This window comes from Kosakonia pseudosacchari, from assembly GCF_015167415.1.
Classification (GTDB): Bacteria; Pseudomonadota; Gammaproteobacteria; order Enterobacterales; family Enterobacteriaceae; genus Kosakonia; species Kosakonia pseudosacchari.
On the sequence record NZ_CP063425.1, the window covers coordinates 1035035 to 1049177 of the forward strand.

The 14143-nt window shown below is 54.8% G+C and carries 14 protein-coding genes; 9 read left to right on the forward strand and 5 right to left on the reverse strand.

The genetic code is table 11. The annotated features are described in order from the left end of the window. Positions 1-299 precede the first annotated feature (299 nt). The 3 genes from IP581_RS04765 to ampH all read right to left on the reverse strand — a co-directional run bounded on the left by IP581_RS04765 (position 300) and on the right by ampH (position 4416). Positions 300-2024: a lysophospholipid acyltransferase family protein gene (locus IP581_RS04765; RefSeq protein ID WP_193821869.1), complete on the reverse strand. Its 1725-nt coding sequence runs from the start codon at positions 2022-2024 to the stop codon at positions 300-302. 142 nt (positions 2025-2166) lie between these two features. Further along, positions 2167-3138 carry a porphobilinogen synthase gene (gene hemB, locus IP581_RS04770; protein ID WP_193821870.1) on the reverse strand — a complete coding sequence of 324 codons (972 nt, stop codon included), beginning with the start codon at positions 3136-3138 and terminating at the stop codon, positions 2167-2169. A gap of 120 nt (positions 3139-3258) precedes the next feature. Continuing rightward, the gene (ampH, locus tag IP581_RS04775; RefSeq protein WP_193821871.1) at positions 3259-4416 is read right to left on the reverse strand and encodes a D-alanyl-D-alanine-carboxypeptidase/endopeptidase AmpH; all 1158 of its coding nucleotides are present in this window, start codon (positions 4414-4416) and stop codon (positions 3259-3261) included. Positions 4417-4608: 192 nt separating this feature from the next. Between ampH and IP581_RS04780 the strand changes: the two genes are divergently transcribed. The 3 genes from IP581_RS04780 to IP581_RS04790 all read left to right on the forward strand — a co-directional run bounded on the left by IP581_RS04780 (position 4609) and on the right by IP581_RS04790 (position 7641). After that, positions 4609-5142 (forward strand): isochorismatase family protein, encoded by a 534-nt coding sequence (locus IP581_RS04780; protein ID WP_097401385.1) that lies wholly within the window; start codon positions 4609-4611, stop codon positions 5140-5142. Between the two features lie 137 nt (positions 5143-5279). Continuing rightward, positions 5280-6500 (forward strand): peptide antibiotic transporter SbmA, encoded by a 1221-nt coding sequence (gene sbmA / locus IP581_RS04785; RefSeq protein ID WP_086873207.1) that lies wholly within the window; start codon positions 5280-5282, stop codon positions 6498-6500. Positions 6501-6513: 13 nt separating this feature from the next. Further along, the gene (locus IP581_RS04790) at positions 6514-7641 is read left to right on the forward strand and encodes a DUF1615 domain-containing protein (RefSeq protein ID WP_193821872.1); all 1128 of its coding nucleotides are present in this window, start codon (positions 6514-6516) and stop codon (positions 7639-7641) included. Here IP581_RS04790 and IP581_RS04795 read toward each other — a convergent pair. After that, positions 7638-7946 carry a DUF2755 family protein gene (locus IP581_RS04795; protein WP_086873209.1) on the reverse strand — a complete coding sequence of 103 codons (309 nt, stop codon included), beginning with the start codon at positions 7944-7946 and terminating at the stop codon, positions 7638-7640. The two genes, IP581_RS04790 and IP581_RS04795, sit on opposite strands and share 4 nt — an antisense overlap. 265 nt (positions 7947-8211) lie before the next feature. On the opposite strand from IP581_RS04795, the gene IP581_RS04800 reads away from it, so the two are divergent. Then, complete coding sequence (locus IP581_RS04800; RefSeq protein WP_017458816.1) at positions 8212-8433, forward strand: DUF2754 domain-containing protein; 222 nt, start codon at positions 8212-8214, stop codon at positions 8431-8433. On the opposite strand, the gene ddlA is transcribed toward IP581_RS04800, so the two are convergent. Continuing rightward, positions 8434-9534: a D-alanine--D-alanine ligase gene (ddlA, locus tag IP581_RS04805; RefSeq protein ID WP_086873210.1), complete on the reverse strand. Its 1101-nt coding sequence runs from the start codon at positions 9532-9534 to the stop codon at positions 8434-8436. A 108-nt stretch (positions 9535-9642) separates the two neighbouring features. Here ddlA and IP581_RS04810 point away from each other — a divergent pair, with 108 nt between their 5' ends. The 5 genes from IP581_RS04810 to psiF all read left to right on the forward strand — a co-directional run bounded on the left by IP581_RS04810 (position 9643) and on the right by psiF (position 14134). Beyond that, positions 9643-10326 carry an extensin-like domain-containing protein gene (locus IP581_RS04810; protein ID WP_193821873.1) on the forward strand — a complete coding sequence of 228 codons (684 nt, stop codon included), beginning with the start codon at positions 9643-9645 and terminating at the stop codon, positions 10324-10326. A 169-nt stretch (positions 10327-10495) separates the two neighbouring features. Further along, on the forward strand, positions 10496-11686 hold the full coding sequence (locus IP581_RS04815; protein WP_086873212.1) for a multidrug efflux MFS transporter: 1191 nt from the start codon (positions 10496-10498) through the stop codon (positions 11684-11686). 261 nt (positions 11687-11947) lie between these two features. After that, positions 11948-12208 carry an anti-adapter protein IraP gene (gene iraP, locus IP581_RS04820; RefSeq protein ID WP_017458820.1) on the forward strand — a complete coding sequence of 87 codons (261 nt, stop codon included), beginning with the start codon at positions 11948-11950 and terminating at the stop codon, positions 12206-12208. A gap of 87 nt (positions 12209-12295) precedes the next feature. Continuing rightward, positions 12296-13726 carry an alkaline phosphatase gene (gene phoA / locus IP581_RS04825; RefSeq protein ID WP_193821874.1) on the forward strand — a complete coding sequence of 477 codons (1431 nt, stop codon included), beginning with the start codon at positions 12296-12298 and terminating at the stop codon, positions 13724-13726. A 90-nt stretch (positions 13727-13816) separates the two neighbouring features. Then, on the forward strand, positions 13817-14134 hold the full coding sequence (gene psiF / locus IP581_RS04830) for a phosphate starvation-inducible protein PsiF (RefSeq protein ID WP_193821875.1): 318 nt from the start codon (positions 13817-13819) through the stop codon (positions 14132-14134). Positions 14135-14143 lie beyond the last annotated feature (9 nt).

Consider the following 14143-nt stretch of genomic DNA (forward strand, 5'->3'; position numbering starts at 1 on the left):
TGTGAGGCGCAACACATATCATTAGTCTACTAACCTGATGTTAAATCTAATCCGGAATAATGGGTTGACCTGAATTGTCTGGCACTTTAGTTTGACACAATAATTTTCAGCCAAACCCAGGATGATATTTAGCAAAGGAGGACGTCATGGCCTGGCGACCCATTTTATATGTCATTTTTACCGACAACCCTCGTTTAAATAGCCGACGAGCACAGTTGCGGCTGGTGCATGGCTGACAGGATCCATAAAAAAGCCGTCACGCATAACGCGACGGCTTTTATATTTTGTGCCGGTTTACTTTATGCCGTTTCTGTTTCCGGTTGCGGCAGATGCGCAGCAATATAGCGCTCGTAGCGGTTTGCTTTCAGGTGCGTTAAATCTACCAGCACCAGACCATCCACGCAGTTGTTGAAGTCCGGATCGCAGCCGAAATCAATAAATTGCACGCCGCCAGGCTCACACAGTTCGGAATATTGTTTATAAAGCGGCGGAATGCCGCAGCCCAGGTTTCCCAGCAGCGATTTCAGCCGCGTCAGATCTTCGGTGTAGTCATCGCCGGTAAACTGCGCCAGCACTTCCGGCATGCTGGCAGGCCACGGGCGGCGCGATGACGCCAGCGGCCAGGTTGCCGGGAACCACAGACGGTAGAACGCCACCAGCAGATCGCGCGCCGCAGGCGGCATGCCGCCGGAAATAGAGACCGGGCCAAACAGGTAGCGATACTGCGGATAACGTGCCAGATAGGCACCGATACCCGACCACAGATAATCCAGCCCGCGACGTCCCCAGTAGCGCGGCTGAATAAAGCTGCGCCCCAGTTCAATGCCGTGGCGCAGCACATCTGCCATGCGATCGTCGTAATGGAACAGGCTGTGGCTGTATAACCCTTCGACGCCGCGCGCCGCCATTTGCTGCGCAGTTGGCATAAAACGGTAAGCGCCGACAATTTCCAGATCGGCTTCATCCCACAAAATCAGATGCAGGTAATCGTCGTCATATTTATCCGTATCACGACGTTTACCGCTGCCTTCGCCCACGGCACGGAAGGCGATTTCACGCAGCCGTCCAAGCTCGCGCAGCAGCGGCGCATCTTCCTGCCCTTTACGTTGCCACAGATAGATGATCTTGCCATCAGCGGTGCGACCGAGGCACTCGGCGTTGTTAAGCTCCCGACGCAGCGTAATGCGCGCTTCCGGACGTGCGATGGCGCATTCGGTTTTGAAGGGGCCGGGCAATCCCTTGCCAAGACGCAGGACATGTTGGCGACACTTATCGGCCAGCTCGCGCGGCGCGAGCTGCGGCGTGTGCCAGCTGTCCCAGGGAATACGTTCACCGATTTTGATCGGCAGTGCGCTGTCGCGCCGGCGAAACATCTGCTGCATCAGCAGTATAAAGGGAAGCGTTTCAGAGACCATCGCGCTGGCGTAGAACAGGGCGCTGTTGCGCGCGTCAATCCACACCGGCAGTAACGGCGTGCGGAATTTACTGGCCAGCTTGATAAACCCGGCGTGCCAGCTTTTATCGCGAATGCCTTTGCGCGTCATGCGCGACACTTCCCCGGCCGGGAAGAAGATCAACACGCCGCCGCTTTGCAACTGGTTTTCCATTTGCTGCAATGAGGATTTACGCGTGCGACCGCCCATGTTATCCACCGGAATAAACAGGGAACTGAGCGGCTCAAGGTGCGTCAGCATGCGGTTGGTGACCACTTTCACATCGCGGCGTACGCGGGAAACGGCGTACAACAGCGCCAGCCCGTCGAGTGTGCCTGTCGGATGGTTGGAAATGATGACCAGCGGGCCATGTTCAGGGAGTTGTTCGAGGCAGTAAGCGGGAACGGTGCAGCGGATTTGTAGATGTTCGAGTACTTGTTCCACCATATCCAGCCCTTTCAGGTGGGGGTGGCGCGCGGCGAACTGCTGAAACTCTTGCTCATAGAGCAGGCGTCTGAGCAGATTTTTTTGCCAGGGGGCTGGCCTGGCCTGTGGCCAGAGATCCTCAAGTACATTGTCGAGACTAAACATGGTGATTCCTCCTCCCGTCTTGTCGATGACAGTAAAGGGCGAAGATGACGCTTGCATTTCATTACAATGAAGAAATGACAATTTAAAGACGGCAGGAGAATCAGAGAGAAAGGCAAAAAAAAGCGGGCCAGGCCCGCTTCGTTCAGAGGATGCCGCGTTCGGCGAGATCGAGGGCGAAATAGCTGAAAATCAAATCCGCGCCGGCGCGTTTAATCGCACCCAGGCTTTCCAGTACCACTTTGTCTTCATCAATCGCGCCTGCCTGAGCGGCAAACTTGATCATCGCGTATTCACCGCTCACCTGATAAGCGCCCAGCGGCAGTTCGGTGCGCTCGCGGATATCACGCAGGATATCGAGATAAGCGCCAGCCGGTTTCACCATCAGGCAATCTGCGCCTTCGGCCTGATCGATAAGCGACTCGCGAATCGCTTCGCGGCGGTTCATCGGGTTCATCTGGTAAGTTTTACGATCGCCTTTCAGCGCTGTGCCCGCGGCTTCGCGGAACGGACCGTAGAAGGATGAGGCGAATTTAGTCGAATAGGACATGATGGCGGTATCGGTAAAGCCCGCCGCATCCAGCGCACGGCGAATCGCCTGCACCTGACCGTCCATCGCCGCTGATGGCGCAATGAAATCGGCGCCCGCCGCGGCGGCAATCACCGCTTGTTTACCGAGATTAATCAGCGTGGCGTCGTTATCCACGCCGTGATCGCACAACACGCCGCAGTGGCCGTGCGAGGTGTATTCGCAAAAACAGGTATCGGACATCACCACCATTTCCGGCACTGTCTCTTTGCAGATACGCGACATCCGCGCCACCAGGCCATTTTCCTGCCAGGTATCGCTGCCGGTGGCATCGGTGTGGTGCGAGATACCAAAGGTCATCACTGAGCGGATCCCGGCGTTGGCGATGCGTTCGATTTCGCGCGCCAGATATTTTTCCGGAATACGCATCACGCCCGGCATGGCGGCGATGGCTTTGTAATCGTCAATTTCTTCTTCAACAAAGATCGGCAACACCAGGTCGTTTTTGCTCAGTGTTGTCTCTTCAAACATGGCGCGTAGCGCAGGCGATTTGCGCAGGCGGCGGGGGCGAGTAATTAAATCGGTCATGGTATGCCTGATGTTTGTGGAACAGATGGCGGCATTGTAGCCGAAAAGGCGGTGGGCTGTTTTACCAAAATCGCTGTTAAAAGGGGAAGGCAGGCGGCAAACCGCCTGCCTTTTGCCGCATCAGGATGCCGGAACTACCAGCGGCTTATTGTTGCTCAGCTCGCTGACCAGGTCATTCGCGCCGTCGCTCATGCTGGTAAAGCGCGTCAGCGGGGAACGGGTCATCACCACAAAGACGCCGACGTTATGCTGCGGCACCATCGCTATATAGGTGATGAAACCGCCGCCACCGCCGGTTTTCTGGATGATGCCCGGGTGACCGTCTTTCGGCGCCATATAGACCCAGCCGAGGCCGAGCGCGTCGGCTTTGCCGGGGACATCCATGCCGATCACTTTAGTCAGCTGATTACGCGGGTAGATCAGCGTTTGCATACGGTCGGCCTGGCTGTTGCGGGTGTAGAAATCGGACGAGAGGAACTGCTGCATCCAGCGCATCATATCGCCTGGCGTGGAGTAAACGCCGCCGCTGCCAATCGCCGCCAGCGTGTTGTCACACGGGCTGGCGCCTTTTTCCGCCACCATCAGGCGCTTGCACTGATCCGGCGACGGGGTAAAAGTGGTGTCTTTCATCCCCAGCGGGCGGGTTATCTGCTCTTCAAACAGCTGCGGATAGGGTTTGCCCGCCGCCTGAGAAAGCGCATCGGCCAGCAGGTCAAACGCCAGGTTGGAGTAAGACGCCTGCGCGCCCGGCGCGGTTTTTAGCTTCGCGGTGGAAAGCCAGCTCCAGCGCTGCTCGCGCGTTGGCCAGACAAATACTGAACGGTGCGCCGCGCCGCCAGGCTGCTCACGCGGCAGCGCGCTGGTGTGGGTCGCGAGGTTAACCAGCTTGATCGGCGTACCCTCGTAAGTCGGCACGCGTGCGCCCGGCGGTGCATATTTGCTTAATGGATCGTCGAGGCGCACCCGGCCTTGATCGAGCAGTTTTACCAGCATTTCGCTGGTCATCAGTTTGGAGAGCGAAGCAATACGGATAACCGAATCCAACTGCGGGCGCACATTGTTGCCCGGACGGGTTTCACCAAAGCTTCTGAACACGCGCTGGTTACCGTCAATGACCACCATTGCCATCCCGGTCGCACCGCTACCGTAATAGATGTGGTTGGCGTAACGATCGACAATGTCAGAGGCAAATACCGGATCGGGAGATTGTTGCGCCGCACGGGCGCTGGTCATACTCAGCGCGCAGAGCAACGCGGAGAAAAGCAGACAACGTTTCAACGAAGGGGATCCATATAAGAATGGGAACGATAGAGGATATTTATACTACCTGGCGTTTCGATGCAAAGCACCAATAAGCGTGTTATTTCTCCCTAATACGTAACGATGGGTAAATATGAAATTTTTTCCCTATGACTTCGGGGGAAGAGGGCTGTGATAACCTCTTCCTTTCCCGCACTCAGGAGTCAGGCAATGGCAAGTCAACGGGTAGTGATGGTGGTGGATATGCAAAATGGGGTGTTTGCCACAGAGCGTATTGAGCGTGAGCAGTGCGTGGCGCGCATTAACCAACTGACCGCGGCAGCGGATACGGTGATTTTTATTCAACATGCCGAGGCCGGTGGGCTGGAAGAGGGCAGTGACGGGTTTGCTCTTTTGCCGGAGCTGACGCAACCGGCGAATGCGCTGTATGTCACCAAAACCGCCTGCGACGCGTTTTATCACACCACGCTTGAAAGCGTGCTGCGAGAGCATGATATTCGCGCCTTTGTGATGTGCGGATGCGCCACCGATTACTGCGTGGATACTACGCTGAAGAACGGCGCCAGCCGTGGTTACGCTATCACCGTCGCGCAAGATGCGCACACCACGGCGAATCGTCCGGCGGCACGGGCCTCGGTGTTAATCGATCACTATAACGAGGTGTGGCGCACGCTAACGGTGCCGGGCAACCCGGTGTTAGTGAAACCCGTCGAAACAATTCTTCACGAATGGCAAACGAACTAAGGCGTTAACCTCAGGTCAGATTTAACCAGACGGCGCCGCACTTCGCGGCGCTTTTTTTGTCGCGGCCCATTAAGGGGCTTACATACAGCGATGCACAGCATTTGTCGTAAATAATAAGAAGTGAGCAGGAGAGCATTATGTTTAAGTCCTTCTTTCCGAAACCGGCGTTGTTCTTTTTGTCGGTGTTCATCTGGACCGCGATTACCGTGGTTTTCTGGCAGGCGGGTGGGGAAGCGTGGTTGATGCGTCTCACCGGTGCGTCTGCGGATGTGCCGATTAGCGCCGCGCGTTTCTGGAGCCCGGGTTACCTGCTTTTTTACGCCTATTACGCGCTCTGTGTTGGCGTTTTTGCGCTGTTCTGGTTTACCTTTTCGCCGCATCGCTGGCAGCGTTGGTCGATTCTCGGCACCGCGTTAATTATCTTTGTGACCTGGTTTTTGGTGGAAGTGAATGTCGCCATTAACGCCTGGTATCAGCCGTTTTACGATCTTATCCAGACCGCGCTCAGTGCGCCGAACAAAGTCAGCATTCATCAGTTATACAGCGAGATTGGTGTGTTTTTGTGGATCGCGCTGATTGCCGTCACGGTGGCGGTGCTCAACAACTTTTTCGTCAGCCACTATGTGTTCCGCTGGCGTACGGCGATGAACGAATACTATATGGCGCACTGGGATCGTTTGCGCCATATCGAAGGCGCAGCGCAGCGCGTACAGGAAGACACCATGCGTTTCGCCTCGACGCTTGAAGATATGGGCACCAGTTTTATTAACGCCATCATGACGTTGATTGCTTTTTTGCCGGTGCTGGTGGCGCTATCGCCGCATGTACAGGAAATACCGGTGGTAGGGCACATCCCATATGGGCTGGTGATTGCCGCCGTAAGCTGGGCGTTGCTCGGCACCGTGCTGCTGGCATTTGTAGGTATCAAGCTGCCGGGGCTGGCGTTTAAAAACCAGCGCGTGGAAGCGGCTTACCGTAAAGAGCTGGTCTATGGCGAAGATGATGCTGGTCGCGCCAGGCCGCATACCGTTGCGGAGCTGTTCGCTGCCGTGCGCCGTAACTATTTCCGGCTCTATTTTCACTATATGTATTTCAATATCGCCCGTATCCTGTACATGCAGGTTGATGTGGTGGTTGGCCTGATTGTGCTGTTCCCGACGATTGCTGCCGGGGCTATCACTTTCGGTCTGATGCGCCAGATAACTAACGTGTTTGAGCAGGTGCGCAGTTCGTTCCAGTATTTGATCTCTTCCTGGACGACGCTGGTGGAGCTGATGTCTATCTATAAACGTTTACGCAGTTTTGAGCGTGAGCTGGATGGGCAGGAGATCCAGCCTGTGCCCCATACTTTTGGTTAACACAAGGAACGTTATGGTTTACGTCCCCCGTTTTGGCTGGTTACTGGCGACGTTGATTCTCGCCGGGTGTAGTACGCAGGGCACGCTTTCGCAAAAAGAAGCCGAAGCTGAAAAAGAAAAAGCGCTGGAACAACAGCAGAACAAGCCGATGGATGTCGCAAGCGTGGTGCGGCGAACGATCCCCGCCAGTGTAAAAGATCGTGAAGGCTGGGCGCAGGATCTGGCGACGACCTTTAGCAGTCAGAAGCTCTCTCCAACGCTGGAGAACATCTGCTCGGTGCTGGCGGTGGCGCAGCAGGAATCCAATTACCGGTCTGATCCGGTGGTGCCGGGGCTGAATAAAATCGCCTGGAAAGAGATAGACAAGCGCGCCGAGCGGATGCACATCCCAACGATGCTGGTGCATACGGCGCTAAAAATTCCGTCGCCGAATGGTAAAAGCTACAGCGAACGGTTGGACAAAGTGCGCACGGAAAAAGAGCTCAGCGCCATTTTTGATGACTTCATTGGCATGGTGCCGATGGGGCAAAAATTGTTTGGCTCGCTTAACCCGGTGCGCACCGGTGGGCCAATGCAGATTAGCGTCGCGTTTGCCGAGCAGCATACGGACGGTTATCCGTGGAAAATGGAAGGCACCGTGCGCCAGGAGGTCTTCAGCCGCCGCGGTGGATTATGGTTTGGCACCTATCATCTGCTCAATTACCCGGCCAATTACACCGCACCCATTTACCGTTTCGCCGATTTTAACGCCGGGCTGTATGCCAGCCGTAACGCGGCGTTTCAGAACGCCATCAGCAAAGCGACCGGCGTGAAACTGGCGCTCGACGGCGACCTGATTTTGTATGGCAGCAGCGATGCGGGGAGTACGGAATTAGCCGTGCGCAAACTGGGTGCGTCGCTTGGCATGAGCGATCGTGATATCCGTCGGCAACTGGAGCGTGGAGACAGCGACAAGCTGGAAGAGACTAAACTCTATCGCGAAGTGTATCGGCTCGCCGAAAAGAAAAACGGCAAACCATTGCCGAGAGAGGTACTGCCGGGGATCAAGCTGGAAAGCCCGAAGATCACGCGCAACCTGACAACAGCATGGTTTGCGAAGCGCGTCGACGATCGTCGGGCCGCCTGCATGGCGCAGAACTAGCGCGAATGGTGGTGTCGCCAGCGTAAGATAAGGAAGATGACGCCGAGCAGGGCGCTTCCCACGAGGAAAGGCACAAGACCGAAAATCGTGCCGACGCCCATTCCCATTTCTACGTGGGGGCGGGTGGTGTCCTGCACTTGCATCAGATGCTCGAACACGCCCGGTGCGTGCACCAGCAGGTTCAGCAACTGCGCACCCGCCCAGAAGCAGAGTAGTACGAATATGGCGTAAGCAATATTACCCGGTCTGGAGGTGTCACGTTGTTTTGCGCCCTTAAAGGGTTTCGACATAGTAAAGTCAGCCATAAGACCTCCGGTACTCTTTACTTTTAACGCTCGATTTAGTTGGCGTGTGGCCTCAACTGACGCTAATTTTGGCAGTTGTACCGCTTTGTCAACATCAGAATGGTGATAATTTCGCCCCGGGAATGATTCCAGTTGGATGATTTTTGCCGATGCTCACATTTCTGTAACGTTTTAATTACCTTGGTAACATTTCAGAATTTCCGCATACGCCACAGACGGTAAGCGGTGGTTGTGCGATGATGCCGTTTTGACTGCCGGAGTTGTCATGAAGCTGCCTGTAAAAATCCGCCGTGACTGGCACTATTACGCGTTTGCGATTGGGTTGATCTTTATTCTGAATGGCGTGGTCGGGCTGCTGGGGTTTGAAGCCAAAGGCTGGCAAACCTACGCGGTGGGGCTGGTGACCTGGGTGATTGGTTTCTGGCTGGCCGGGTTAATTATCCGCCGCCGCCCGGAGGACGAGGAGACGGCGGATAAACCGCAATAATTAGCTGTTAACGGTAATTTTCAGCGCGCTGTTAGCCTGATGGCGCGCAATCGCCAGTTCAATCAGACGTGTGATTAACTCGCTGTAACCAATGCCGCTCGCCTGCCACAGTTTCGGGTACATGCTGATATTGGTAAACCCTGGCAGCGTGTTGATTTCGTTGATGATCACCTCGTTTTCCGGCGTCAGGAACACATCCACGCGCGCCATCCCTTCACAACCCAGCGTCTGATAAGCCTGCACCGCAATGCCGCGGATTTTATCGTTGATTGCCGGATCAATGTCGGCGGGCACTACCACTTGCGCACCGTTTTCATCAATGTATTTGGTGTCGTAGGCATAAAACTCGCTGTTAAGCACGATTTCACCACAGGTACTGGCCTGCGGAGAGTCATTGCCCAGCACGGCGCACTCGATCTCACGGCCTTTGATGCCGGTTTCAACAACCACTTTTTTATCGAATTCGAACGCCAGGTTTACTGCAGCTTGGTACTGCGCTTCATTGGTCACTTTGCTGACACCCACGGAGGAACCCTGGTTGGCGGGTTTAACAAACAGCGGTAAACCGAGCTGGGTTTGCACCTCGCTAAAGCTAATCTGCTCGCGATTGGCGCGGGTGAGCGTGATAAACGGGGCGATAGAAAGCCCGGCGTCGCGCAGCAGGCGCTTGGTGACGTCTTTATCCATACAGGCCGCAGAAGCGAGCACATCGGAGCCGACAAACGGTAAGTTCGCCAGACGCAGCATGCCCTGCAATGAACCATCTTCGCCCAGCGTGCCGTGAACAATTGGGAAGATCACGTCGACATTCGGAAGCGGTGTGCTGTTTTCTGCCTGGATCAGTTGCTGCTGTTGGTTTCCCGGCACCAGCGCCACACTATTTGCCGAAGGGTTTAAAGCGATACGCGCCGGATCGCTGGCGTTTAGCAGATAATTATTCGCATCGCTGACATGCCACTGCCCCTGTTTATCGATCCCCAGCAGCACCACGTCAAAGCGTGATTTATCCATAGCGTCGACGATATTTTTCGCCGACTGTAACGACACTTCATGTTCCGCTGATTTGCCGCCAAAGACGACCCCTACCCGCAGTTTTGCCATTTCTCCGTTCACTCACACTGAATTCACAAAGCACATACCATAGCACGTCAAAACGCACGATTCGCGGCCTTCTGCCATAATGTTTTCTGGAAACCAGAAGGAGGCGATGTGAGCGGGAAAGGGCTGATTGTTTTGTGCATTCTTCTGGCGGTGATTTGGATTGGCTACCGCGCGTTGCCGTCTTATTACAACCCGTTTGCGCCGTTACAGCTTAGCGACCCGCCCGGGCGCATCACGCAGTTCAAACTGCGCCGCTTGCAGCCGCAAGCCTGTTCCGAATTATTGACGCAGGCGAATCAGCAGCAGTTGATTTCCTCGGTTCCGGTTGCCGACAGCGCCGGGGATTGCCCATTAACCAATGTCGTGCGGGTGCGCGATTTTGGGGCGGTTAAACTGAGCAGCAGTTTTCTCGCCAGTTGCCCGCTGGCGCTCAGCTCCGCGCTGTTTATTGAGCAACAGGCGCGACCACTTACCGAGCGCTTTATGGGCAGCCAGCTTACGCGTATCGATCATCTTGGCAGCTATGCGTGTCGCAATATCTACAACCGCGCTGACGCCAGGCGTAGCGAGCATGCCAGCGCAGAAGCGCTGGATCTCAGCGGTTTTCGGCTGGCGAATGGTCAGTCCGTGACGGTATTAAAGGGCTGGCGCCAGGCGAGAACACAACCGTGGCTGCGGGCAATGTTAAGCGCCAGTTGCGGCTATTACGGTAACGGCCTTGGGCCGGAGTACAACGCTGCTCATGCCAACCATTTTCATCTTGGCATGCGCGGCTTTGGCCTCTGTCGCTAAGCATAATCCACTGTGAATAATGGGGTTTTTCTTTCAGGCAGCAGCGTGAAACGAAAGCTGGCAGATAAAATACCGAAATCGCTGTCACCGCATCTCTGGTGACTCATCGTAGGCGCATTCTTGTTAACCTGTGCGCTGTTTGTCAAATTCTCAATAATTACGCGTACTTATGGAATCCTGGAAGGTCAATCTTATCTCGGTCTGGTTCGGTTGTTTTTTCACCGGCCTTGCCATCAGCCAAATTCTGCCGTTCTTGCCGTTATATGTTGCGCAACTGGGCGTGACGTCCCATGAAGCGTTGTCGATGTGGTCAGGCTTAACGTTCAGTATCACCTTTCTGGTTTCGGCGATTGTTTCGCCCATGTGGGGCAGCCTGGCGGACCGGAAAGGGCGCAAACTGATGTTGCTGCGTGCCTCGCTGGGGATGGCGATCGCGATTCTGTTGCAGGCGTTTGCTACTAATGTGTGGCAACTGTTGATTCTGCGCGGTGTGATGGGGCTGACGTCTGGCTATATTCCCAATGCGATGGCGCTGGTGGCCTCGCAGGTGCCGCGCGAACGGAGCGGCTGGGCGCTGAGTACACTCTCCACGGCGCAGATAAGCGGCGTAATTGGCGGGCCGCTGATGGGTGGTTTTCTCGCCGACCATGTGGGGCTGCGCATGGTGTTCCTTATCACGGCGATACTGCTGATGGTGAGTTTCCTCGTTACGCTGTTTTTAATTAAAGAGGGCGTCAGGCCGACGGTGAAAAAGGGCGATCGTCTGAGCGGCAAAGCGGTGTTCTCGACCTTGCCGTACCCGGCGCTGGTTATCAGTTTGTTTATTACCACCATGGTCATTCAGTTGTGCAACGGCTCTATTGGCCCGATCCTGGCGCTGTTTATTCAATCGTTGTCACCGCACACCACGAATATTGCTTTTCTCAGTGGGCTTATCGCCGCTGTGCCCGGTGTCTCGGCGCTGATTTCCGCGCCGCGCCTCGGCAAATTGGGCGATCGCATTGGTACATCACGCATTTTAATGGCGACGATGGCGGTGGCCGTGGTGCTGTTTTTCGCCATGTCGTTTGTCACCTCGCCGCTCCAGCTTGGGATCTTGCGCTTTATGTTGGGCTTCGCGGATGGCGCGATGCTGCCCGCCGTGCAGACGTTGTTGCTGAAATACTCCAGCGATCAGGTCACCGGGCGTATTTTCGGTTATAACCAATCGTTTATGTATCTGGGAAATGTCGCCGGGCCGCTGATGGGGGCGACCGTATCCGCAATGGCGGGTTTCCGTTGGGTATTTGCCGCTACGGCTGTGGTGGTGTTTATTAATCTTTGGCAATTACTGCTGGCGTTTCGCCGGGTAAAACGCTAACGCAACGGGGCCGAAATAATATAAGTTTGCTTCGGCCTTACTATCGCTTTTTCTTATGAAAATAAGCCATGCGCTTTTTTTTATTTGCCGCTAAGCCACTCAAATCATTTGCCTTCGATGCGGGAGAAACGTTTCGTTAACCCTGTTTTTTAAATGACTATTACGCGTTGTGAGAAAATCCGCAAAAATAATACATGTATCTACTTTGCAACATCAAAACTCAATGCTAACGTCTTTGAAATCTCGTAAGGAAATAGCGCTATGAAAAATCTCATTGCAGAGTTATTGGTCAAGCTGGCAGAAAAAGAAGAAGAGTCGAAAGAACTGGTCGCTCAAGTTGAAGCGCTGGAAATCGTGGTGACCGCGCTGCTGCGCCAGATGGCGACGACGGAACAACAGGCGTTAATTCAGAGTATCGAAGGCGCGCTGGAAGAAGCCCGGCCGGGAACGCACGTTACCCATCAGGACGCGGAGTTGTTGCAACAATATGTAAAAAAGCTTTTAAGGCATCCGCGCAGCTAAACCTCTGACGCGCTGCCTGCACTGTCATATCACTGTCATCTGCGCTACCTATAGTCGCTCTGTTTTATTTTCTTTAAGTATTTGTACATGGAGAATATTAAAGTGAAACAGAGCGCATTATTTCTTGCCTTATTACCTCTGATCTTTACCCCTGCTATTTATGCCGAAACGACGTCGGCACCGGTTCTTGATAATCGTGCTGCTCAGGGGGATATTTCCACGCCCGGCGGTGCGCGCCGTTTAAGTGGTGACCAAACCGCTGCTCTGCGTGATTCCCTCATTGATAAGTCCGCCAAAAATATTATTTTGCTGATTGGCGATGGCATGGGGGATTCTGAAATTACCGCCGCGCGAAATTATGCCGAAGGGGCTGGCGGATTCTTTAAAGGTATTGACGCATTACCGCTGACTGGCCAGTACACGCACTATTCGCTGGACAAAAAAACCGGCAAACCGGATTACGTCACCGATTCCGCCGCGTCTGCCACGGCATGGAGCACAGGCGTGAAAACCTATAACGGCGCACTCGGCGTCGACATTCACGATAAAGATCACACCACCATTCTGGAGATGGCCAAAGCCGCCGGTCTGGCGACGGGCAACGTTTCCACTGCGGAACTGCAAGATGCTACGCCCGCCGCGCTGGTTTCTCACGTTATCTCACGTCGCTGCTACGGCCCGACGGTGACCAGTGAGAAGTGTGCGCTCAACGCGCTGGAAAAAGGCGGTAAAGGGTCGATTACCGAACAACTGCTGAACGCCCGCGCGGATGTCACGCTGGGCGGCGGCGCGAAAACCTTTAGCGAAACCGCCACCGCCGGTGAGTGGAAAGGGAAAACGCTGCGCGAACAGGCGCAGGCGCGCGGTTACCAGCTGGTTAGCGATGCCTCTACGCTTGCGGCGATCACCGAAGCGAACCAGGATAAACCGCTGCTGGGGCTGTTCTCCGACGGCAACATGCCGGTGCGCTGGGAAGGGCCAAAAGCCTCGCTGCACGGCAATATTGATAAACCTGCCGTGACCTGTACGCCCAACGCGAAACGTACCGCCAGCGTGCCAACACTGGCGGCAATGACGGAAAAAGCCATTGATTTGCTGAGCAAAAATGAGAAGGGCTTCTTCCTGCAAGTGGAAGGCGCGTCTATCGACAAACAGGATCATGCGGCGAACCCGTGCGGTCAGATCGGCGAAACGGTTGATCTCGACGAAGCGGTACAGAAAGCGCTGGAATTTGCCAAAAAAGATGGCAATACGCTGGTGATCGTTACCGCAGATCACGCCCATGCCAGCCAGATCATTCCGCCAGATACCAAAGCGCCAGGCTTGAGCCAGGCGCTGAACACCAAAGACGGCGCGGTAATGGCCATCACTTACGGCAACTCGGAAGAGGAGTCGATGGAGCATACCGGAACGCAGGTTCGTATCGCGGCTTACGGGCCGCATGCGGGCAACGTGGTGGGGCTGACGGATCAGACCGATCTGTTCTACACCATGAAGGCGGCACTGAATCTGAAGTAACGGCCTCCCGGCGGTAAATCTTTGCTGCCGGGTGGTTTTTTCACCAATTAGTACCATCCTTAAAAGGCACATTAAGAGAAGGATGGTGCTATGAAAATAACATTACTGGTTACCCTCGTTTTCGGTCTGCTGTTTGTCACGGCGCTGAGCGCCGCTGAAAAAACACTGACCCCGCAACAACAACGTATGACCCTCTGCAATCAACAGGCAACGGCGCAAACCCTGGCGGGAGACGCCCGTAAGAAATACATGAGTGACTGCCTGAAAAACACCAAAACTGAGCCCGGACAAAAAAGCCTGACGCCGCAGCAACAGCGGATGCGCGAATGTAATGCCCAGGCGACGCAACAATCCCTTAAAGGCGAAGATCGCAGTAAATTTATGAGCGGTTGCCTGAAAAAACCGTAATAACGCAGC